Here is a 20,781-nt window from a genome sequence, read left to right as displayed (position 1 = left end):
CCCCGAAGGCTCGGACGACGAACAAGGAGGCCCGGCGCCGCGGAGGCGCCGGGCCTTCTCACGTCCTGGCCGTCACATCACCTCGACGCGGGTGCCCACGGGGGTGCGCTCGTAGAGGTCGATCACGTCCTCGTTCATCATCCGGATGCAGCCCGAGGAGACCGACTGGCCGATCGTGTGCGGCTCGTTGGTGCCGTGGATGCGGTAGAGGGACGAGCCGAGATAGAGGGCGCGGGCGCCGAGCGGGTTGGCGGGGCCGCCCTCCATGTGCCGCGGCAGGTCGGGCCGGCGGGCGAGCATCTCGGGCGGCGGCGTCCAGTCCGGCCACTCCGCCTTGCGGCTGACGCTCTTCAGGCCCGACCAGGCAAAGCCCGGCCGGCCGACGCCGATGCCGTAGCGGATCGCCCGGCGGCCCGGCTGCACGAGATAGAGGTACTTGCTCGGGGTATCGATCACGATCGTGCCGGGCCGCTGCGAGCCCGAGAACTCGACTTCCTGGCGGGCGTATTGCGGATCGAGGCTGCGGGCGATCCGGCCCGTCTCCGGCGGTTCCGAGGCCTGGGGCAGGCTGGCGTAGCGGTCCGGCCCGGCAGTGCCGTAGCCGGCGATCGGGTCGCCCGACTGCATCGGCGCCCGGGGCGCACCGTAGCCGTAGGCCTCGCGCCGGGGGGCGTAGGAGCCGCGCGCCGCCGGCGGGGCGCCGGCGCTGCCGTTGACGAGGTACTCGATCAGGCCGCCGCCATAGGACCCGGGCTCGGCATAGCGCCCCTGCGCCTGCGCCGCGCCGCCCCAAGTGGCGACCGCAAGCAGTCCCGCCACACACACCCGCACACCCATCGTCCACGCTCCCGCATCGCGGCCGAGACCGGCCCGCATGCGGGGAAGGTCCGGCCGGACCGGCGCGAATCGGGTGAAGGAACGTGGTGAATCGTTCACGCCGCAGGGCCGCACACCCCGGTGATCCCGCATCAGGCTGAATCGTCAGTAAATCGTCACGCGGCCGGACCGGCGTTGAAGAACTGGAAACCACTTGTCGGCAAGCTTCCACGGACCTCGAAGGCTGCCGACGAACCGATGACACAAAAACGCTATCGCATCGAAGACAGCCTCGGATTGGCCCCGGCCGCGATCGCCGAGGCGTCCCCCGAGGGCTCCACGGCGGCCAACCCCCGCCTCGACGAGATCCTGTCGGCCATCCAGGACCTCCGGCGGATCACGCAGGCGAGCGCGGGCGAGACCATCGAGGCCTGCCGGCGCGAGCTGAGCGAAGCCTTCGCCATGCGCACCGAACTCGACGTGATGAAGGAGGCGATCACCCGCACCAAGGAGGAGATCGCCGCCCTCCACCGCTCCGAGAACAACGGCAAGGGCATGCGCCGGGCCGCCGACGAACTGGACGCGGTGGTCGATTCCACGGAGCGGGCCACCTCGACCCTGCTGACCGCCGTCGAGGAGATCGAGGCGAACGCCAACATCCTGCGGGCGGTCCACCTCTCGAAGGGCGCCCAGGACAACGTCGACGCCATCCTGGAGCGGGTCGTGGTCGCCTACGAAGCCTGCAACTTCCAGGACCTGACCGGCCAGCGCATCAACAAGATCGTCGGCGTGATGAAGTTCGTCGAGGACCACCTCGACCGGATGATCGAGGCCTGGGGCGGGCTGGAGAGCTTTCGCGATCTGGTCCCCGGCCCGGCCGGCATCGATCCGGACGACGAGCGCTCGCTCCTCAACGGCCCGAAGCTCGACGACGAGGCGGGCCATGTCGACCAGGGCGACATCGACGCGCTCTTCGACTGAGCCGCGCCCCTTTCAGGGCAATCGCTTGAAAGCGCTTGCCCTGATTCTTGCCTCGGCCTCAGTCGCCGGCGCCCGCCTCCGCGGGCTCAGGCTGATCCTTCGCTCCGTGTTTTCCAGGATCGGCATCCCGGAAAACTCACTCCGCGGGGCGCTCTTCGCGCCCTGAAGCCGCAGAAGCGGCTTCGAGCGATTGCCCTGCGGGCCCCTTCCCACGGGATTCCGGGGCGCCTAGATCAGCGCATGCCCCGGAGAGCCCCGTCAGACATCCCCGAAGACGCCTTCGACGACGAGGACCCGTCCGAGAGCCCGGCCCTGGACGAGGCCGGGGACCTCGCCCCCGAGATCGACTTCGATTTCGAACCCGGCGCGGTCCAGGCCGGCACGGAGGTGATCCGGCGGTTCTGGAGCACGCTTCCCGGCTCGCCCGGCGTCTACCGGATGTTCGATGCCAAGGGCGACGTGCTCTACGTCGGCAAGGCCAAGAACCTGAAGGCGCGGGTGGGCTCCTACGCCCGCGGACAGGCCCATTCCAACCGCATCGCCCGGATGATCTCGCAGACGGCGGCGATGGAGTTCGTCACCACCGCGACCGAGACCGAGGCGCTGCTGCTGGAGGCCAACCTCATCAAGCAGTTGAAGCCCCGCTTCAACGTCCTGATGCGGGACGACAAGTCGTTCCCCTACATCCTCGTCACCGAGGACGGGCCGGCGCCGCAGATCGTCAAGCACCGGGGCGCGCGCCGCCGCAAGGGCAGCTATTACGGGCCCTTCGCCAGCGTCTGGGCGGTCAACCGCACGGTCAACGCGCTCCAGCGCGCCTTCCTGCTGCGCACCTGCACCGACAGCTACTACGAGAACCGCACCCGGCCCTGCCTGCTGTTCCAGATCAAGCGCTGCTCCGGCCCCTGCACCGGCGAGATCGCGCTCGCCGACTACGCCGGCATGGCCGACGCGGCCAAGAATTTCCTGGCCGGCAAGTCCAACGCGGTGAAGGACCGGATGCGTGCCGAGATGCAGGCGGCGTCCGAGGCGTTGGAGTTCGAGCGGGCCGCCCGCTTCCGGGACCGGATCAGCGCGCTCTCGGCGATCCAGGGCGTGCAGGGCGTCAACACGCAAGGGGTCGAGGAGGCCGACGTGTTCGCCCTCGACGAGCAGGCCGGGCAGTTCTGCATCGAGGTGTTCTTCTTCCGCAACTTCCAGAACTGGGGCAACCGGGCCTACTTCCCCAAGGCCGACCGCAGCATGACGCCGGACGAGGTGCTGGGCTCGTTCATCGGCCAGTTCTACGACGACAAGCCGGCCCCCCGGACCGTGCTGACGAGCCACGCGGTGGAGGATTCCGAACTCGTGGCCGCGGCCCTGTCGAGCCGGGTGCCGTACCGGGTCGAGGTCCACCAGCCGCGGCGCGGCGAGCGCAAGGCCCTGGTCGAGTACGCCCAGCGCAACGCCAAGGAGGCCCTGGGCCGGCGGCTGGCCGACACCGCCTCGCAGGGCAAGCTGCTCGTGGCGCTGGGGCAGGCGTTCGGCCTGGAGGGCACGCCGCGGCGGATCGAGGTCTACGACAACTCGCATATCATGGGCACTAACGCGGTCGGCGGCATGATCGTGGCCGGGCCCACCGGCTTCATGAAGACGCATTACCGCACCTTCAACATCAAGTCCGAGGAGCTGACGCCGGGCGACGATTACGGGATGATGCGCGAGGTGCTCCAGCGCCGCTTCAAGCGCTTGGTCAAGGAGGCGCCGCGCACCCCGCCGGAGGCGGAGGCGGCACGGGCCGAGGGCGGTACGCCGCCGGACCCGGCCGAGTCCGAGGCGTTCCCCGCTTGGCCCGACCTCGTGCTGATCGACGGCGGCAAGGGCCAGCTCGACGCCGCCCGCGCGGCCCTGGCCGAGGTCGGCGTCGCGGGCGTGGCCCTGATCGGCATCGCCAAGGGCCGAGACCGGGACGCGGGGCGCGAGACCTTCTTCGTGCCCGGCCGGCCGGCCTTCAAGCTGCCCCCGCGCGACCCGACCCTGTACTTCGTCCAGCGCCTGCGCGACGAGGCCCACCGCTTCGCCATCGGCAGCCACCGGGCCAGGCGCAAGCGCGAGATGGTGCGCAACCCCCTGGACGAGATCGCCGGCATCGGCCCGACCCGCAAGCGCGCCCTCCTGCACCATTTCGGCACCGTGAAGGCGATCCAGGGGGCGGCCTTCGAGGACCTCGCCCGGACGCCCGGCGTCAACGTGGCGACCGCGCGGGCGGTCTACGACTTCTTCCATGCCGGGGCCTGAGGGGGTGGCCCGCGAACGCGACCCGTTGACGGTGGAGGCATCCTCTGATTTCACCCCCCCGATGAACGCCGTCCTCCCCCGACGCCGGTCGCAGGCCTGGACGCTCGCGAACTGTCTCACCTACGGGCGCCTCGTCGCCGTCCCGGTCATGGTCGGCCTGCTGTTCTGGCCCGACTCGATCCCGGCCCGGTTCACGGCGCTGGCCGTGTTCGTGGCCGCCGCGATCACCGACTACCTCGACGGCTACGTGGCGCGGACCTGGGCGCAGAGCTCGGCGCTCGGCCGGATGCTCGACCCGATCGCCGACAAGCTGCTGGTGGCCGCCTGCCTGCTGATGCTGGTGGCCGACCGCACCATCCTCGGCACCGCCGTCTGGGCGGCGATCGTGATCCTGTGCCGCGAGATCCTGGTCTCGGGCCTGCGCGAGTACCTCGCCGAGCTGAAGGTCGGCGTGCCGGTGAGCCGGATCGCCAAGTGGAAGACCACGGTGCAGCTCGTGGCCCTGGGCTTCCTGGTGGCGGGACCTGCCGGCGAGACGATCCTGCCCGGCACGTTGCGCATCGGCATCGGCCTGCTCTGGCTCGCCGCCGGCCTGACGCTCTGGACCGGCTGGGACTACATGCGGGCCGGGATCAGGCACGTCATCGACGATCCCCGCTGAGGGTGTCTACGGAAGGCAGGGGTCCGATGAAGCTCGTCTATTTCGCCTGGGTGCGCGAGCGGATCGGCCGCCCGGAGGAGACCGTGACGCCGCCGGCCGAGGTCGCGACCGTCGCCGACCTGATCGGCTGGCTGAAGGGCCGGGGGGAGGAATACGCCTACGCCTTCGAGAATGCCGGCGTGGTCCGCGCCGCGATCGACCGGGTCCACGCCAAGCCGGACGCGCCGATCGCAGGCGCGGCCGAGATCGCGTTCTTCCCGCCGATGACCGGGGGGTAGGGTCTTCGCAGGCCGCCCTACTGCGTCCGGGCGCGGTCGATCACGGCGCGCGCGGCGGAGAAGGCCTCGTCCGGGTCGAGGTCGGTGGTGTCGAGCACCACCGCGTCGGCCGCGGCCTTGAGGGGGGCGGTGGCGCGGGAGGCGTCGCGGGCGTCGCGGGCCTCGATGTCGGCGAGGATGTCGGCGAGCGTCGTGTCCTCGCCGCGCGCGCCGAGTTCCCGGTGGCGGCGGCGCGCGCGCTCCTGGGCGGTGGCCGTGATGTACAGCTTCACCCGCGCGTCCGGGCAGACCACGGTGCCGATGTCGCGCCCGTCGAGGACGGCGCCCGCCGCCGTGCCGGCGAAGCGCTGCTGCCAGGCGAGCAGGGCCGTGCGCACCGCCGGCACCGCCGAGATGCGCGAGGCCGCCTCCCCCATCGCCCGCTCGCGCAGGCGCGGGTCGGCGAGGCGGTCGGCGATCAGCCGGGCGGCGGCGCGGGCGGCGGCGTCCTCGTCGTCGAGGGAGGCGCCCGCGTCGATCAGGGTGAGGGCCACGGCGCGGTAGAGCAGCCCCGTGTCGAGGTGGGGCAGGCCGTAATGCTGGGCGAGGCGCTTGGCGAGCGTCCCCTTGCCAGAGGCGGCCGGCCCGTCGATGGCGATGACCATGGTCGTGGGCAAAGGCATGGGCAAAGGCATGGACATGCGCCTCAGTCCGCGATGCCGCCGCCGAGCGCCCGCATCGTCGGCAGGAAGCTCGGGAAGCTCGTGGCGATCATCGCGCCGTCGTCGACGGTGACGGGCGCGCGGGCGGCCAGCCCCATCACCAGGAAGGCCATGGCGATGCGGTGGTCGAGATGGGTCGCCACCGTGCCGCCGCCGGCAGGCGCCGTGCCGTCCCCGTGGACGATGAGGTCGTCGCCCTCCACGAGGTGGGCGACGCCGTTGGCCTTGAGCCCGGCCGCGACCGCGGCGAGGCGGTCCGATTCCTTGACCCGCAGCTCGTGCAGGCCCTGCATCCGGGTGGTGCCCTCGGCGAACGCCGCGGCGACGGCCAGCACCGGGTACTCGTCGATCATCGCCGGCGCCCGCTCGGCCGGCACGACGACGCCCCTGAGGCGGCTGGCGCGCACCCGCAGGTCCGCCACCGTCTCGCCGCCCTCCTCGCGCTCGCGCAGGCGCTCGATCTCGGCGCCCATCTCGATCAGGGTGGTGATGAGGCCCGTGCGCAGGGGGTTCATCATCACCCCTTCGATCGTCACCTCCGAGCCCGGCACGATCAGCGCCGCGACCAGGGGGAAGGCGGCGGACGACGGATCGGCCGGCACCACCACGTCGGTGCCGCGCAGGGTCGGCTGGCCGGTGAGCGCGACGCTGCGGCCATGGCCCTCCGGGCCGTGGCGCGTGACCGTGACCTCGGCCCCGAACAGGCGCAGCATCCGCTCGGTGTGGTCGCGGGTCGCGGCCGCCTCGATCACCGTGGTGGTGCCCGGGGCGTTGAGGCCGGCCAGCAGCACCGCCGACTTGATCTGCGCCGAGGCCGCGGGCGTCTCGTAGGTGATCGGGATCGCCTCCCGCGGGCCCCGCAGGGTCAGGGGCACGCGCCCGCCCTCGGCCTCGGACAGGACCTGCGTGCCCATCCGCGTCAGGGGGTCGAGGATGCGGCGCATCGGGCGGCTGCGCAGGCTGGAATCCCCATCGAAGGTCGCGGTGACGGGCTGGCCGCCGACCACGCCCATCATCAGACGGGAGCCGGTGCCCGCGTTGCCGAAGTCGAGGGTCTCGGCCGGGTCGCCGAGGCCGCCGATGCCGACGCCGCGCACCAGCCAGCGCCCCTCGCCCACCCGCTCCATCCCGGCGCCCAGCGCGCGCGCCGCGGCCGCCGTGCGCAGCACGTCGTCGCCCTCCAGCAGGCCCTCGACCCGCGTCTCCCCGATGGAGAGCAGCCCGAGGATCATCGCCCGGTGGGAGATCGACTTGTCGCCGGGGGGCCGCAGGGACCCGCGCAAGGGCGCGCCGGGGCCGGCGGTGAGGGGCTGGGGCGCTGAATCGTGGGACACGGGCGTACTTGCCTCTGGAGCCGTCGGGCGCGGGCAGCCTCGATTGGAACGGGCCGCCGGTTAGCACGCGCGCCGCGCTCCGTCATCCGGCCTCGCATCCGGCCTCGCCCGCGCCCGGCCGGACCGGCGCCGAAACCGGGGCGGCCTCAGGGGGATACGAAGCGGAACCGGCATTTGACAGTCGCGCCCGCCCCGACTAACGGGGCGCCTCCCCCAGACAGCGATGTGACGAGGTTTTCGCCCGTGGCCAGACCTGAACTTGGCTTGAAGCGTCAGTGCATGAGCTGCGGCGCGAAGTTTTACGACCTGGCCCGCGACCCGGCCGTCTGCCCGAAATGCGGAACGGTGTTCCAGCAGACCGCATCGAGCCGCATCGCCGCCCCCGTCGTCGCCCGCAGCGCGCCGAAGGAGGAAGAGGACGAGCCCGAGGACAAGGCCGGCCCGGAGATGGTCTCCCTCGATGAGGTCGAGGCCGAGGAGGACCAGGCGGACACCACGCCCGACGACGACAGCAGCGACGACGCGGATGCCACCGACGACGACACCTTCCTCGAGGAGGAGGATGCCGGCGACGACGACGTGGCGGACCTGATCGACGGCGACATCGAGAACGACGAGGAGACCTGAGCCCCAGACGACGCCGCCGGCCCGAAAATGGCCCGGCGCTCGAAAAAGGGGGTTGAGTCCGGGCAAAGGCCCGCCTATAGAACCGCCCTCGCCGGGCGTCACCGACCTCCGGCGAGAGCGACCACCGCGGTGTTCCAGACCCGCGGCGGATGAGAGTGGGGCCTTAGCTCAGCTGGGAGAGCGCTTCCATGGCATGGAAGAGGTCATCGGTTCGATCCCGTTAGGCTCCACCATCCTCCCCTTCGACCCTTCCACCGACCGACATGGACGGGCCCGCCGCCAACCGCTATGGCGGTGGCCGATCGTCCGGGCACGCTTCCTGCTCCGCGCCGCCATCCCCCGCCTTGCGATGGCGATGCTCGTTCCGGTCCTTCCCGCCTTCGCCGAGACCGTGCAGCCCGAAGGGGCGGCCGGCCTGATCGCGTCCCTTCGCAGCCGCATCCTCGCCGGCCACAGCGCCACCGCGGTGCTGGAGGCGTGGTGCGCCGAGCGGGGCCTGGCCGCCGACCCGCACCTCGTCGCCCGGCGCGTGCCCGGCCTCGACAAGCCGCCGAGCGCGGCGCAGCGGGCGCGGTTGGACATCGGCCCCGACGAGCCGGTCCGCTACCGGCGGGTGCGGCTGAGCTGCGGCGAGCACGTCCTGTCGGAGGCCGACAACTGGTACGTCCCCGCCCGGCTCACGCCCGCCATGAACGCAGCCCTCGACACCACCGAGGCGCCCTTCGGCCGGGTGGTGCGGCCCCTCGCGCCCGCCCGGCGCAACCTGGCGCTCCGCCCCCTGGAGCGGTCCGGGGACGGGCCGCCCGGCCCCGCCGACCCGCTGTTCGAGGTGGACGCGGTGCTCTCGACCGGCGAGGGCCTGCCCTTCTGCGAGGTGGCCGAGACCTATCTCGGCGCCGTTCTGGGCCGCGGCCCGCGCTGACGGGGCACATCGCTTGCCGTCCCCCGCGGGCGCCGGCTAAGGCGGGGCCCGATCCGTCAGCAGGGACGGGCAGCGGGAGGAGCGACATGGCACCACGTCTTCGAACCGTCCTCATGGGCTCCGGCCTCCTGGCGGCCCTGCTCGCGGGCGGCGGCGCCCGGGCCCAGGCGACTGATCCCGGCGGCATCTGGCTGACCGAGACGGGGGATTCGAAGGTGCGGCTGTCGCGCTGCGGCTCGGGCTATTGCGGCACCATCGTCAGCACCGCGGGCAAGGGCCTCGACCAGAACAACCCCGATCCGGCGCTCCGCACCCGCAGCGTCGTCGGCGTCCAGATCGTCAACGCGGCGACGGCGACCGCGGAGGGGTTCTCGGGCACGCTCTACAACCCCAAGGACGGCAAGACCTATTCCGGCACCCTGACGATGACGGGCGCGAACACGGTCGAGGTCTCGGGCTGCGTCATGAGCGTGTTCTGCAAGCGCCAGACCTGGAAGCGGGTGAACTGAGAGGCGGCACGCGTCAGGCGTCCCTTTCGGTCCCCGTCCGTGCGGCCGGACGGCGCAGGGCCAGCATCCAGGCGCGCGGGCGCCCGTCGATCGCGGCCAGGCCGCAGCCGACCAGCGCCATGCCCAGGGCGTGGCGCATCGCCAGGCGCTCGTCGAGCAGCAGCGTTCCGAGCAGGATGGCCGAGACGGGCACGAGGAAGGTGACCAGCAGCAGGTTCGTCGCCCCGGCCCGCGCCAGGATGCTGAAGTACAGCACGAAGGCGAGCGCAGTCGACAGGGAGGCGATGAAGGCCATGGCGCCCCAGGTCGCCGGTCCGGGCATCGCCATCGTCCAGGGCCGGTCGATCGCCAGTGCTACGGGAAGCAGCAGCAGCGTCGAGGCCGTGACCTGCCCCGCCGCCGTGACGACCGGCGCCAGGCCCATGGCGCCGAACCGCCGCCCGTAGACGCCCGCGCAGGCATAGGACACCGTCGCCCCCAGCACCGCGAGCTGCGCCAGGGCGTCCGTGCCGAGGCCGGCGAGCAGCGCGGGCCCGACCATGACGACGACCCCCGCGAGCCCGACCAGCACGCCGGCCAGCCGCTCGCCGGTCATGCGCTCGTCGGAGGTGGCGACGTGGGCCACGAGGATGGTCACGAGCGGCGTGGTCGCGTTCAGGATGGCGGCGAGCCCGGAGGCCATGTGGGTCTGCCCCCAGACGATGAGGCAGAACGGCACCGCGTTGTTGAAGAGCCCCATGACTAGGAAGGCGCGCCAGGTCCGGCCGTCGCGGGGCATTCGGTATCCGAGGGCCGGCACGAGCAGGTTCAGGATCAGCGCCGCGAGCCCGACCCGCAGCACGACCAGGGTCAGGGGCGTGATCTCGCGCAGGGCCACGCTGGTGAGGAAGAACGAGACGCCCCAGATCAACGAGAGAGCGAGCAGCATGAGCCACTCGGTGGCGGTCATGGTGCGGTGGATGGCCGGCTGCATCGCAAAACGTTCCCTGGTGAGGAGACGCCGTGCGATCTATCGCGAGGCTCCCGGCCGCGCGTCCCGTTTCCTGCTCTCGAATGCGGCCCCGTTCAGGCAGCCTGCCCCAAAACCTCGGCGATCGCGTCCAGGGCCGCCTGGGCGCCGGCCCCGTTCGGGCCGCCGGCCTGGGCCATGTCGCGGCGCCCGCCGCCGCCCTTGCCGCCGAGATGGCCCGCGCCGGCCCGCACCAGCCCGACTGCGTCGTAGCGCTCCGTCAGGTCCTCGGTGACGCCGACCACGAGGCCGGCCTTGCCGTCCGGCGCGACGCCGACGATGGCCACGATTCCCGAGCCCAGCCGGGTCTTGCCCTCGTCGGCCAGGCCCTTGAGGTCGCGCATCTCGATGCCCTCGACCACCCGCGCCATCAGCTTGATGCCGCCGACCTCGCGGGCCGCCTCGCCCTCCCCGGCCGCGCCGCCGCCCATGGCGAGCTTCTTCCGTGCGTCGGCGAGGTCCTTCTCCAGGCGGCGGCGGTCCTCGATCAGGGTCGCGAGCCGGTCCGAGACCTCGGCGACGGGGGCCTTCAACTGGCCGGCCAAGGCCGCCAGCGCCCGGCTCTCCTCCGCCCGGTGGCGGCGGGCGGCCCCGGCCGTCATCGCCTCGATGCGGCGCACGCCCGCGCCCACCGCGCTCTCGCCGAGGATCGAGATCAGGCCGATGTCGCCGGTGCGCGCCGCGTGCGTGCCGCCGCACAGCTCCACCGAGAAGTTCGGCAGGCGCCCGCCCTCGGTCTCGACGCCGGACTCGTCCACCGGCCGGCCCATCGAGACGACCCGGACCTCGTCCCCGTACTTCTCGCCGAACAGGGCGCGCGCGCCCGATTCGATCGCCTCGTCCACCGCCATCAGCTTGGTCACGACGGGCACGTTCTGGAGCAGCACCGCGTTGGCGATCTCCTCCACCGCGCGCAGTTCGGCCTCCGCGATGGGCTTGGGGTGGCTGATGTCGAAGCGCAGCCGCTCGGGGGAGACCAGGGAGCCCTTCTGGGCGACGTGCTCGCCCAGCACCTGCCGCAGGGCCTCGTGCAGGAGGTGGGTGGCGGAGTGGTTGGCCCGGATCGCCCCGCGCCGGGCATGGTCCACCCGGAGCTCGACCGCCTGGCCCAGGCTCAGGGAGCCCTCGTCCACGGTGACGTGGTGGACGAACAGGTCGCCGAGCTTCTTCTCGGTATCGGTGACGCGGGCCTCGAGGCCGGCCGCCCCGATGCGGCCGGTGTCGCCCACCTGGCCGCCGGATTCCGCGTAGAAAGGCGTCTGGTTGGCGAGCAGCAGGCCGCTCTGCCCGGCCTCCAGCGCCTGGACCTCCGCGCCCTCGCGCAGCAGCGCCGTGACGATGCCCTCGGCGCTCTCGGTCTCGTAGCCCAGGAACTCGCTGGCGCCGGCCCGGTCCTTGACCGCGAACCAGACCGTCTCGGTGGCGGCCTCCCCCGAGCCCTGCCAGGCGGCGCGGGCGGCCTGCTTCTGCCGCTGCATCGCCACGCCGAAGGCGTCGGTGTCGACGCCGATGCCGCGGGCCTTGAGGGCGTCCTGCGTCAGGTCCAGCGGGAAGCCGTAGGTGTCGTAGAGGGTGAAGGCGGTCTCGCCGGACAGGTTCTGGCCGGCGGTGAGGGTGCGGCTCTCGGAATCGAGGATGGCGAGCCCCCGCTCCAGGGTGCGGCGGAAGCGGGTCTCCTCCAGGCGCAGGGTCTCGGATATCAGGGCCTCGGCCCGCATCAGCTCAGGGTAGGCCGGGCCCATCTCGCGCACCAGCGTCGGCACGAGGCGGAACATCGTCGGCTCGCGCGAGCCCAGGAGTTCGGCGTGGCGCATGGCGCGGCGCATGATCCGGCGCAGGACGTAGCCCCGGCCCTCGTTGCCCGGCAGCACCCCGTCGGCGATCAGGAAGGCCGTGGCGCGCAGGTGGTCGGCGATGACCCGGTAGGAGGCGACGGTGCCGGGCTCGGGCGGGCGGCCGACCGCGTGGGCCACCGCGTCGATGAGCGCCCGGAACAGGTCGGTCTCGTAGTTCGAGGTCACGCCCTGGAGGATCGCGGCCATGCGCTCCAGGCCGAGGCCGGTGTCGATGGAGGGGCGCGGCAGGGCGAGCCGGTTTCCCGGCTCGACCTGCTCGTACTGCATGAAGACGAGGTTCCAGAACTCCAGGAAGCGGTCGCCGTCCTCGTCCGGGGAGCCGGGCGGGCCGCCGGCCAGCCCCGGACCCTGGTCGATGAAGATCTCCGAGCACGGACCGCAGGGGCCGGTGTCGCCCATCTGCCAGAAGTTGTCCGAGGTGCCGATCCGGATGATTTTTTTGTCATCGAAGCCGGCGATCTTGCGCCAAAGCGCGGCGGCCTCGTCGTCGTCGGCATAGACCGTGACGAGCAGGCGGTCGGGCTTCAACCCGAACTCCTTGGTGATGAGGTTCCAGGCCAGCTCGATCGCGCGCGGCTTGAAATAATCCCCGAACGAGAAGTTGCCGAGCATCTCGAAGAAGGTGTGGTGGCGCGCGGTGTAGCCGACGTTGTCGAGGTCGTTGTGCTTGCCGCCGGCCCGGACGCATTTCTGCGCCGTGGTCGCCGTGGAATAGGGCCGCTTCTCCGCGCCGGTGAAGACGTTCTTGAACTGCACCATCCCGGCGTTCGTGAACATCAGCGTCGGGTCGTTCTTCGGGACGAGCGAGGAGGACGGGACGACGGCGTGGCCGGCCTTGGCGAAGTAGTCGAGGAAGGTCGACCGGATCTCGTTGACGCCGCTCATGTGACGCTGACTCTGTCGGGCTTGAGTTTTTGTCGGACGGTTTCGCCGCGAGGCGAGTCCGGCCGTGCATGCCCGCCCTCATACGGACGGATGCCGTCCAAGTCACGGGCAGCCTGCAACTCACGGGCAGCCTGCAAGTCACGGGCGGCGTTGCCGATCCCGGCCCCGGGCCGCCGCGGAACCGCCCCGGCCGCCACGCGAGGCGCCAACCTCGGCCGTTTTGTCGCCACATCCGTCACGCCAGATCGGGTCCTGGGCGCCACACCGGCGCGGGTTCGGGATTCGAGTCGCAGATGGGCCGCACGGTCGGATCGTCACGCAACGCAACCTCCACCCCCGCCAAGGGCCGTTTCGGCGCGGGGCCGGCGGACGCCATCACCGCCCAGCCCATGCTCGGGCGCGACCACGGCAGCCGCCCGGCGCTGACCCGCTCCCTCCTCTCCATGTCCCTGCTCGCCGGGGGCTTGAGCGCCGTGCTGATCGGCTCCGGGGTCGAACTCGGCAAGATCGGCCTGGAGCAGGCGGTGTCCTCGGCCCAGGCCGCCACCGACATCCCGATGCCGCGCCCGCGCATCCAGACGGTCTCCGTGCTGCCGCGCCTCGATCCGCCGCCGGCCGTGCTGCGGGCCGCGGCGAGCTTTGCCGCGGTGCACGACCTCGACACCGAACTCGGCACCAACGCCGTCGACCGGGTCTCCTACGACTTCCTGCTCTCCGAGAGCGCGGTCGGCGACCCCAACGACATCCTCGAATTCGGGCCGATGAAAATCCGGCGCCACCTGGTCCAGACCATCGTGCGCGCGGCCCAGGCCGTGCAGACCGATCCGGTGCTGCTGATGGCGGTGGCCGACAAGGAATCGAGCTTCATCACCGCCGTCCAGGCCAAGACCTCCTCGGCCACCGGCCTGTTCCAGTTCATCGAGCGCACCTGGCTCGGCGTCGTGCGCGAGTTCGGGCCGCGCTACGGCCTCGCCAAGGAGGCCGCCCTCGTCGTCCCCGACGGCAACGACCGGCCCTCGATCGCCGACCAGGCCGAGCGCACCCGCATCCTCGAACTGCGCCGCGACCCCTACCTCTCGGCCCTGATGGCCGGCGAGATGCTCAAGCGCGACGCCGCCCGCATCTCGCTGCGGATCGGGCGCGAACTGTCTCTCGGCGAGGTCTACCTCGCCCACTTCCTCGGTCCGGACGACGCCGAATCGTTCCTGGCCAAGGTCGTGGACAAGCCGGGCGCGGCTGCTGCCGCCCTCCTGCCGGGCCCGGCGCGGTCCAACCGCACCATCTTCTTCTCGGCGCAAGGGGGGCGCCGCAAGAAGGCCGCGAGCCTCTCGGTGGCCCAGGTCCACGAGAAGTTCGAGGCGATGATGAGCGCCCGCGGCGCCCGCTACCGCGACGTGCGCGCCGTCTCCGGCGTGATGGCCTACGCCGCCGCCGAGGAGCCCGCCGCCGCGCAGTAGCCCGGCGCGGCGATGCGCGGGATTCTCACGACCTTCGCAACTGACCAGGGTTTCCCGACTTCTCTTCCTAAGCGCCCGCGTATCCGCGTCGCGCGAAACCGAGACTTCGGGGGGAGTCCTTGACCAGACCTGATCGCCAGCCGGCCCGGCCCCAGGACGGTTTGTTCGACACCCTGTCGCCGGGCATGCCCCTGGACCAGATCGGCCAGACGCTCGCCTCGTTCTACGACAGCCTCGTATCCGAAGGCGTGCCCGAACACCTGGCCGCCCTGGTGCGTCGGGTGCGGCAGAGCGAGGTCGCGCCGGCCGAACCGGCCCCGCCCTACGCCGCCGCGCCGATCGTCTCCGGGGAGCGCCTCGCCCTCGTCGTCGAGGACGATCCCGAGGTGCGGGCGCTGGCCGAGACCCTCCTGGAGGAGACCGAGCTCGGCGTCATCGGCTGCGACAGCGCCGAGGAGGCCCTCGAGGTGCTCCGGACCCGCGGCGGCGAGGTCGCCCTGGTCTTCGCCGACGTGCGGCTCGCCGGCGCGATGGACGGCCTCCAGCTCGTCCGCGCCATCTCCACCCTGTGGCCGCGGGCGCGCCTCGTCCTCACCTCCGGCCACGGCGTCCGCCGCCCGGAGATGCCGGCCGACGCGGTGTTCATCCCGAAACCCTGGCGCGCCTTCGAGATCCTGGTCGAGGCCGAGCGCGCCACGAGCGAGCCGTCCCCACCCGTCGCCTGAGCCCGGCAACATCGACCACGGACGTGGTATCGGGACTCGCGTCCGGGCATCACGGGCGCGGGTCTTGCATTGTGTCCGCGGCAGGGCCGCGCGGCGGCCACGGAGATGTCGACGATTGCCGATCCTGTCAGTCCGTCACGTCACCACCTACCGGTACCGCCGTCCCGTCGCCTTCGGCGAGCACCGGATCATGTTCCGGCCGCGCGACAGCTACGACCAGCGCCTGATCGAGGCGACGCTGGACATCGCGCCGCAGCCGAGCGCGCTACGCTGGATGTTCGACGTGTTCGGCAACTGTGTCGCGGTGGCGACCTTCGAGGGCCGCAGCGACAGCCTGACCTTCACCTGCGGCATCACCCTCGACCACACCCCCGAGCACGCCCCGGTCTTCCCCCTGGCGCCGAACGCGACGCATTATCCCTTCGGCTACGGGGCCGGCGACATGCCAGACCTCTCCCGCTCGATCGAGCGGCAATGGCCGGACACGCGCAACGAGGTGGATGCCTGGGCGCGCTCCTTCATCCCGGCCGAGGGCCGCATCCCGACCCAGGACCTCCTCGCCGACATGACCCGCAGCGTGCGGCGCAACTTCACCTATCTCGCCCGCAGCGAGAAGGGCGTGCAGGACCCGGTGACGACCCTGCGCCTCAAGCGCGGCTCCTGCCGCGACTTCGCGGTGCTGATGATGGAGGGCGTGCGGGCGCTCGGCATGGCCGCCCGCTTCGTCTCCGGCTACCTCTACAACCCCCGCAACGACCGCGACCGGCATGTCGGCGGCGGCTCGACCCATGCGTGGCTGCAGGTCTACCTGCCCGGCGCCGGCTGGATCGAGTTCGACCCCACCAACGGCATCGTCGGCAACCGCGACCTGATCCGCGTCGCCGTCGCCCGCGACCCGGCCCAGGCGGTGCCCCTCTACGGCTCGTATTTCGGCCTCGGCAGCGACGACCTCGGGATGCGCGTCGAGGTCGAGGTCGTGGAGAAATCGACGCTGCCTCCGGTGACGGCCCCGGAGCCCGTGCGTTGACGGCGGATCGGAACGCAGAGGCGCGCCGCGGCCTCACGACTCGAATCAAGGTTGCCAGGTGGACGCGATGAAGATCAGGACGGGTTTCGATATCGCCTTCGATTCGGCGCAGCCGACGCCGATGATCCTGATGCTCAGCGTCCATCCCTCGCGGATGCCCGACGTGCTGACGCCCCACGTGATCGCCTTCGATCCGCCGATCCCGTCCCACGCCTACCGGGACGACTTCGACAACATCTGCCACCGCATCGTCACCCCGCCGGGCCTGCTGACCATCTCGGCCGACTTCACGGTGCAGGATTCGGGGCAGCCCGACACCTTCGCCCCGGACGCCCGGCAGATCCCGGTCCAGGACCTGCCCGACGAGGTGATGATCTACCTGCTGGGCTCGCGCTACTGCGACACCGACAAGCTCTCGCAGACCGCCTGGTCCCTGTTCGGCTCGGCGCCGGAGGGCTGGGCGCGGGTGCAGACGATCGTGGACTACGTGCACGAACGCATCCGCTTCGACTACCAGAGGGCGGACGCCACCCGCACGGCCCATGACGGCTTCATGCAGCGCGAGGGCGTGTGCCGCGACTTCGCGCACCTGGCCGTCGCCTTCTGCCGCTGCATGAACATCCCGGCCCGCTACTGCACCGGCTATCTCGGCGACATCGGCGTGCCCAAGGACCCGGCACCGATGGACTTCTCGGCCTGGTTCGAGGTCTACCTGGAGGGCCCGCGGGGGGGCTCCTGGTACACGTTCGACGCCCGCCACAACGCGCCCCGCATCGGCCGCATCGTGATGGCGCGCGGGCGCGACGCCACCGACGTCGCGATCTCGACGAACTTCGGCTACGCCCACCTCGCCCGCTTCGACGTGCATACGGACGAGGTCGTCTGAGACCGGCGCAGGTCGGCCGCCTTCGTGACGCGGAGGCCCGATTGCGCTAATCTTCACCAATGGCCTCGCTCCGGGAATCGTCCGATCTTGCGCGCAAAGCGGCGAACGTCTCGCTCGGCCACGAGACCGTGGTCGAAGCATACGGGGAGGCGACGGAGGATTCCGAGGGGAAGGATGCGATCCGCATCGTTCTCGTGATTCCGCCGCAGCGGGCGGGGGAACTGACCGGGGATCAGTTCCTGGAGGTCATCGGCCGGATCAGGCGCGAACTGAGCGACGCCGGGGAGACGCGGACGCCGATCATCCAGTATGCGACCACCGACGACTTGGCCGTCGCGCACGATGATCGAACCCGGGCATGGGCTCCATCAGGCCAAGAATCCTGCACGAGGCGCCCAAGCTCCGCCGCGTGAGAGCGAGATGCGCCGTGCGCTCTCGACGGCTTGGCGGATGCCGAGCCCGCCCGGCTCCGCGTCGTTCCGACTGTGCTCCCGTATCCTCCGCGATAGCGCGGCGAGCGGGCATGCCGGCATCATTCGAGCGCAGCGAGAAAACCCTGCGAACGTGCGGCGGCCCTGCGTATTCCGCTGCCGAATAAAATCTTCGCCGCCCGTGGAACCGGCGGCCTACGCTCACGCTTGTAATGGCAAAGGTTACTGCACAGGTAGGCGCATCATGAAGACCTCGGCCACCGTCCTCGCCGCCCTGATCGGCGTCTCCGTCCTCGCCGCGAGCCCGGTGCTCGCCGCCTCGTCCTACGATCCCTTCGGCAGCAACGCGGCCGCCGACTATTACGGCGACGACCAGCCCTACGGCTACCAGGGCACGCCGAGCCGGGACTATTACGGCCAGCAGCCGGGCTACGGCCAGGGCGTCCAGGCCGCGCCGCAGGCGCAGGTGCAGCCGATCCCCCGCGAGATCGTCAGCTTCAACGCCGACTACAAGCCGGGCACAATCGTGGTCTCCACCGCCGAGCGCCGCCTGTACTTCGTGATGCCCAACGGCGAGGCGATCCGCTACGGCGTGGGCGTCGGCCGCCCGGGCTTCACCTGGTCCGGGGTCAAGACCGTCACCGCCAAGCGCGAGTGGCCGTCGTGGACGCCGCCGGCCGCGATGATCGCCCGCCGCCCCGACCTGCCGCGCTACATGGCCGGCGGCATCGAGAACCCCCTCGGCGCCCGCGCCATGTACATCGGCAACACCGAGTACCGCATCCACGGCTCCAACGAGCCGGACACGATCGGCCAGGCCGTGTCCTCGGGCTGCATCCGCATGACCAACGACGACGTCACCGACCTCTACGAGCGCGTGAAGGTCGGCGCCAAGGTCGTCGTCCTGAACTGATTGTTCTTCGAGGTTCGGCGGTGCTCCCGCCGAACCGTCCACCGGAAAGCCGCATCGTCCGTCCGGACGGTGCGGCTTTTCGCGTCCGGGACTACGGGACGACGCGGCCCACGGCCGTCTGCGGCTGGCTGAAGGAGGCGATCGGCATGTCGCAGAAGCAGCGCGCACCCAGGGGGCGCGGGCCGGGCAGCGGGCAGGAATAGGGCTGCGGGCCGGTCAGGCCCTGCTGGACCGCGTCGCAGTTGAGGCCCACGGCCCGGCGCGGCGGCGGACGGCGCACGGGGCGCTCGTAGCCCGGCTCCTCGTAATAGCCCCCGCGCGGCGGCGCGTCGTAGTATTGGGCCTGCGCGGCCTGGGCCCCGAGGGACGCGGCGAGAACGGCGGCGAGGCCGAGGCTCTGGACGGTGCGCATCGCAAAAATCCTCTGCGGATCGTGTGGCCCGCCATCCGCGCGGGCGGGGGCCCTGCCTTTTTCGCCAATGCGGGCGAAAACGAGACGGCCCGCCTCCGAAGGATCGGACGCGGGCCGGATGACGGGTGGTCGATCGCGTGGCCCGCCCGATCGGGCGGGCCGGACCGGACCCTCAGTGCGAGGACTTGTCGACGGCGGACTGGGCGTCGTGGGCCGTCTGCCGGGCGGCGTCGGCGCCCTGCTCCATCGCCTTGCGGGCGGTGTCGGCGCTCTCCTGCATCACGGACTTGGCCCGCTCGGCACTCTGCTGCATGGCGCTCTGCGCGATGCCGCTGAACTCCTTGGCCTGCGACTGGATCGCGGCGAACTGGCTGCGCACGAACTCGGCCTGGTGCTGCATGGCCTCCTGCACGTCCTTCGAGCGGACCAGCTTCTGGGCCAGGTCGAAGGCGGCGTTCACGTTCTGCTCGGCGTACTCGAAGCCGCGGGAGGACACGTCCTGCGCGTTCGTGCGCGCCACCTCGGTCGAACCCTTGACCGTATCGGCGGTGCGACGGGCAGCACCGATGAAGCTGTCGAACGCCTTGCGGGCCTGCTCGACGCTCTTCTCGGCGAAGTCACGCATCTCGGTCGGCACTTCGTAGTTCGGGGGATTGCTCATGCGTCGTCTCCTCTAGGCTTGGTTGCGCTGATTCGCGCTTGTAACGGGATTTTGTGCACTGCACAATACAGCGCCGGCCCCGTATGCCACCCGGTGCCGCCGGCATTAAGGTTGACATGACGTAAACGTGTGACAGCGCTTTGAATCGTCCAGCGTCCGGATGCAGATGGTCTACAAGTCAGGCCGCATTCGTCACGCTTTTTCGCCCTATCGCGGATTCGCATGACCGGACAAGGGACCGGAACGGCAGCTTTGGACAGGATCGGCGACCTCGGGACGGCCCCGCACGATTCGCTGGAGCAGGCCCTCCAGGCCTGGGCGCGGGAGCCGGGCCTCGCCGCGCCGCTGGCTGCGCCGGGGGCGGCCTATCTCGTCCTCGACGGCGAGGGCGCGCGCCTGCTGCACGCCCCGGCGGCCGCCCGCGCCCTCGCCCGGGCCCTCGCGGAGGGAAGCGCGATCCTCCCCCGGATCACCGCGCAGATCCCGCGGGCCGGGTTCTCGGGGACCGCGCCGCGCCTCCTCCGGCTGCGCCTGGACGCCCGCCGGATCGCGCCGCCGGCCGTCTGCCTCCTGGCCCGCGGGCAGGCGGCGGACGGGACCCCGCTGATCCTGCTGCTGCCGACCGGCCCCGTGAGCCTGCCGCGCCGGCGGGACGTGCCCGATCCGGCCTCCGTGCAGGACCAGTCCGCGCCCGAGACGGCGCCCGCGCCGCGGGTCGGGGACCGCTTCGTCTGGGCGAGCGACGCCGCGGACGCGATCACCCGGCTCTCGGGCCCGGCCGGCGACCCCCTGGCCGCCCTCGTCGGTCGGAGTTGGGAGTCGGTCCTGGCAGGCCCCGCCGCCAGCGGTGGCGACGCCCTGCCCGCGGCGCTGGCCGCGCGTCGGACCTTCCGCGCCGTCCCGGCGATCCTGACGGTTCCCGGTGCCGGCGCGCCCGTCGCGGCAGACCTGTCCGGCGCCCCCCTGGCCCGCAGCGGGCAGCCCTTTTCCGGTTATGGCGGCTTCGGCGTGATCCGCCCGGCCGCCGCACCCGTGCAGGCCGTCCCGGTGGACGAGGAGCCGGAGCCTGCCCACCCGCCCGCGGCGGCGGACGAGCCGGAGGCCCCGCCTGCCGAACCGGAGGTCCCGGCCTCGGAGCCGGAGCGGTCCGCGGAGGATGCCCTAGCGCAAGAGGCGCCAGCCCCGGTGCCGGACCTGCCGGCCGTCCCGCTTCCCGGCGTTGCCGACGATGCCGGAGGAGTCCCGACGGAACCTGGCGTCGCCCCGCCCTCCGAAACCGACCCCGTCCACGCGCCTCCCCCGCCCCCGGAGTTGGAAAAAACCCTGTCTGAGGCGGCGGAGGCGGCCCGGACCGATCCGGCCTCGGACCTCTCCGTCACCGAGCACGCGGCCTTCCGCGAGATCGCCCGCGCC

General features: G+C 71.8%; 20 protein-coding genes, 1 tRNA gene and 1 pseudogene. 15 read left to right on the top strand and 7 right to left on the bottom strand.

All coding sequences use genetic code 11. The features are described from left to right. Positions 1-72 precede the first annotated feature (72 nt). A complete protein-coding gene (locus tag COGEMETH_RS14980; RefSeq protein WP_238183403.1) occupies positions 73-837 on the bottom strand; it encodes a L,D-transpeptidase in 765 nt (254 codons plus the stop codon). A 237-nt stretch (positions 838-1,074) separates the two neighbouring features. On the opposite strand from COGEMETH_RS14980, the gene COGEMETH_RS14975 reads away from it, so the two are divergent. The 4 genes from COGEMETH_RS14975 (at position 1,075) to moaD (ending at position 5,013) form a co-directional block, all read left to right on the top strand. Beyond that, the gene (locus COGEMETH_RS14975) at positions 1,075-1,797 is read left to right on the top strand and encodes a protein phosphatase CheZ (RefSeq protein ID WP_238183402.1); all 723 of its coding nucleotides are present in this window, start codon (positions 1,075-1,077) and stop codon (positions 1,795-1,797) included. Positions 1,798-2,037: 240 nt separating this feature from the next. Then, on the top strand, positions 2,038-4,074 hold the full coding sequence (gene uvrC, locus COGEMETH_RS14970; RefSeq protein ID WP_238183401.1) for an excinuclease ABC subunit UvrC: 2,037 nt from the start codon (positions 2,038-2,040) through the stop codon (positions 4,072-4,074). Between the two features lie 61 nt (positions 4,075-4,135). Further along, positions 4,136-4,735 carry a CDP-diacylglycerol--glycerol-3-phosphate 3-phosphatidyltransferase gene (gene pgsA, locus COGEMETH_RS14965; RefSeq protein ID WP_238183400.1) on the top strand — a complete coding sequence of 200 codons (600 nt, stop codon included), beginning with the start codon at positions 4,136-4,138 and terminating at the stop codon, positions 4,733-4,735. A 26-nt stretch (positions 4,736-4,761) separates the two neighbouring features. Further along, a complete protein-coding gene (gene moaD / locus COGEMETH_RS14960; protein ID WP_238183399.1) occupies positions 4,762-5,013 on the top strand; it encodes a molybdopterin converting factor subunit 1 in 252 nt (83 codons plus the stop codon). Between the two features lie 17 nt (positions 5,014-5,030). On the opposite strand, the gene cmk is transcribed toward moaD, so the two are convergent. Continuing rightward, positions 5,031-5,693: a (d)CMP kinase gene (gene cmk / locus COGEMETH_RS14955; RefSeq protein WP_238183398.1), complete on the bottom strand. Its 663-nt coding sequence runs from the start codon at positions 5,691-5,693 to the stop codon at positions 5,031-5,033. A 5-nt stretch (positions 5,694-5,698) separates the two neighbouring features. Beyond that, positions 5,699-7,048 (bottom strand): 3-phosphoshikimate 1-carboxyvinyltransferase, encoded by a 1,350-nt coding sequence (gene aroA, locus COGEMETH_RS14950; RefSeq protein ID WP_238183397.1) that lies wholly within the window; start codon positions 7,046-7,048, stop codon positions 5,699-5,701. A 243-nt stretch (positions 7,049-7,291) separates the two neighbouring features. On the opposite strand from aroA, the gene COGEMETH_RS14945 reads away from it, so the two are divergent. The 4 genes from COGEMETH_RS14945 to COGEMETH_RS14930 all read left to right on the top strand — a co-directional run bounded on the left by COGEMETH_RS14945 (position 7,292) and on the right by COGEMETH_RS14930 (position 9,106). Then, on the top strand, positions 7,292-7,675 hold the full coding sequence (locus COGEMETH_RS14945) for a TIGR02300 family protein (RefSeq protein WP_283214996.1): 384 nt from the start codon (positions 7,292-7,294) through the stop codon (positions 7,673-7,675). Between the two features lie 157 nt (positions 7,676-7,832). Further along, positions 7,833-7,908, top strand: a tRNA-Ala gene (locus COGEMETH_RS14940). 122 nt (positions 7,909-8,030) lie between these two features. After that, on the top strand, positions 8,031-8,597 hold the full coding sequence (locus COGEMETH_RS14935) for a cytochrome P450 family protein (RefSeq protein ID WP_238183395.1): 567 nt from the start codon (positions 8,031-8,033) through the stop codon (positions 8,595-8,597). An 86-nt stretch (positions 8,598-8,683) separates the two neighbouring features. Next, positions 8,684-9,106, top strand: a complete 423-nt coding sequence (locus COGEMETH_RS14930; RefSeq protein WP_373875375.1) for a DUF2147 domain-containing protein — start codon at positions 8,684-8,686, stop codon at positions 9,104-9,106. A 13-nt stretch (positions 9,107-9,119) separates the two neighbouring features. Here COGEMETH_RS14930 and COGEMETH_RS14925 read toward each other — a convergent pair whose 3' ends face one another. Next, complete coding sequence (locus COGEMETH_RS14925) at positions 9,120-10,079, bottom strand: DMT family transporter (RefSeq protein ID WP_238183394.1); 960 nt, start codon at positions 10,077-10,079, stop codon at positions 9,120-9,122. A gap of 92 nt (positions 10,080-10,171) precedes the next feature. Next, positions 10,172-12,856 (bottom strand): alanine--tRNA ligase, encoded by a 2,685-nt coding sequence (alaS, locus tag COGEMETH_RS14920; RefSeq protein ID WP_238183393.1) that lies wholly within the window; start codon positions 12,854-12,856, stop codon positions 10,172-10,174. A gap of 293 nt (positions 12,857-13,149) precedes the next feature. Between alaS and COGEMETH_RS14915 the strand changes: the two genes are divergently transcribed. The 6 genes from COGEMETH_RS14915 (at position 13,150) to COGEMETH_RS14890 (ending at position 18,295) form a co-directional block, all read left to right on the top strand. Then, positions 13,150-14,313 (top strand): transglycosylase SLT domain-containing protein, encoded by a 1,164-nt coding sequence (locus COGEMETH_RS14915; protein WP_238183392.1) that lies wholly within the window; start codon positions 13,150-13,152, stop codon positions 14,311-14,313. A 185-nt stretch (positions 14,314-14,498) separates the two neighbouring features. After that, entirely contained in the window at positions 14,499-15,038 is a 540-nt protein-coding gene (locus COGEMETH_RS14910) for a response regulator (RefSeq protein WP_238183412.1), read from the top strand. A gap of 115 nt (positions 15,039-15,153) precedes the next feature. Beyond that, the gene (locus tag COGEMETH_RS14905; RefSeq protein WP_238183391.1) at positions 15,154-16,065 is read left to right on the top strand and encodes a transglutaminase family protein; all 912 of its coding nucleotides are present in this window, start codon (positions 15,154-15,156) and stop codon (positions 16,063-16,065) included. Between the two features lie 67 nt (positions 16,066-16,132). Beyond that, positions 16,133-16,951 carry a transglutaminase-like domain-containing protein gene (locus COGEMETH_RS14900; protein ID WP_238183390.1) on the top strand — a complete coding sequence of 273 codons (819 nt, stop codon included), beginning with the start codon at positions 16,133-16,135 and terminating at the stop codon, positions 16,949-16,951. A 59-nt stretch (positions 16,952-17,010) separates the two neighbouring features. After that, positions 17,011-17,364 carry a hypothetical protein gene (locus COGEMETH_RS14895; RefSeq protein ID WP_238183389.1) on the top strand — a complete coding sequence of 118 codons (354 nt, stop codon included), beginning with the start codon at positions 17,011-17,013 and terminating at the stop codon, positions 17,362-17,364. Positions 17,365-17,626: 262 nt separating this feature from the next. After that, positions 17,627-18,295 carry a L,D-transpeptidase gene (locus tag COGEMETH_RS14890; RefSeq protein ID WP_238183388.1) on the top strand — a complete coding sequence of 223 codons (669 nt, stop codon included), beginning with the start codon at positions 17,627-17,629 and terminating at the stop codon, positions 18,293-18,295. Positions 18,296-18,386: 91 nt separating this feature from the next. Here COGEMETH_RS14890 and COGEMETH_RS14885 read toward each other — a convergent pair whose 3' ends face one another. Continuing rightward, complete coding sequence (locus COGEMETH_RS14885; RefSeq protein WP_238183387.1) at positions 18,387-18,707, bottom strand: hypothetical protein; 321 nt, start codon at positions 18,705-18,707, stop codon at positions 18,387-18,389. A gap of 172 nt (positions 18,708-18,879) precedes the next feature. After that, positions 18,880-19,368 carry a phasin gene (locus COGEMETH_RS14880; RefSeq protein WP_238183386.1) on the bottom strand — a complete coding sequence of 163 codons (489 nt, stop codon included), beginning with the start codon at positions 19,366-19,368 and terminating at the stop codon, positions 18,880-18,882. A gap of 222 nt (positions 19,369-19,590) precedes the next feature. On the opposite strand from COGEMETH_RS14880, the pseudogene COGEMETH_RS14875 reads away from it, so the two are divergent. Next, a pseudogene (locus tag COGEMETH_RS14875) lies at positions 19,591-20,781 on the top strand (hypothetical protein); the annotation flags it as partial.

The sequence above is a fragment of the Methylobacterium trifolii genome (genome assembly GCF_022179685.1).
Classification (GTDB): domain Bacteria; phylum Pseudomonadota; class Alphaproteobacteria; order Rhizobiales; family Beijerinckiaceae; genus Methylobacterium; species Methylobacterium trifolii.
This window is presented reverse-complemented; position numbering and strand designations above follow the sequence as displayed.